Genomic DNA, 332 nt, shown 5'->3' on the forward strand with positions numbered 1-332 from the left:
CCGATGAAGTCATAGTCACCGCTGCTGCCATAGCTCTGGCCGTGCCACACGATGGGGACGCAGCTGCTGGCTGTCGTATCGGTATGCGATCCGCTATTAAGGGTGAAGTGAAGGGTCACCGTATCGGGGCATCCGGCCGCCGTAGTGCCGATGAAGTCGTAGTCGCCGCTGCTGCCGTAGCTCTGGCCATGCCACACGATGGGGACGCAGCTGCTGGCTGTCGTATCAGCGTGGTTGCCCTGGTTGAGGGTGAAGTGCAGCGTCACCGTATCGGGACAACCGGCAGCCGTAGTGCCGATGAAGTCATAGTCACCGCTGCTGCCATAGCTCTG

General features: G+C 61.1%; 1 protein-coding gene. It reads right to left on the reverse strand.

Features of this window, described 5'->3' with window-relative positions; all coding sequences use genetic code 11:
- The coding region (locus E0486_RS19040; protein WP_165917414.1) for a hypothetical protein at positions 1 to 332 on the reverse strand (332 nt) is incomplete at both ends.

It is taken from the genome of Flaviaesturariibacter aridisoli, assembly GCF_004343705.1.
In the GTDB taxonomy this organism is placed as follows: Bacteria; Bacteroidota; Bacteroidia; order Chitinophagales; family Chitinophagaceae; genus Flavisolibacter; species Flavisolibacter aridisoli.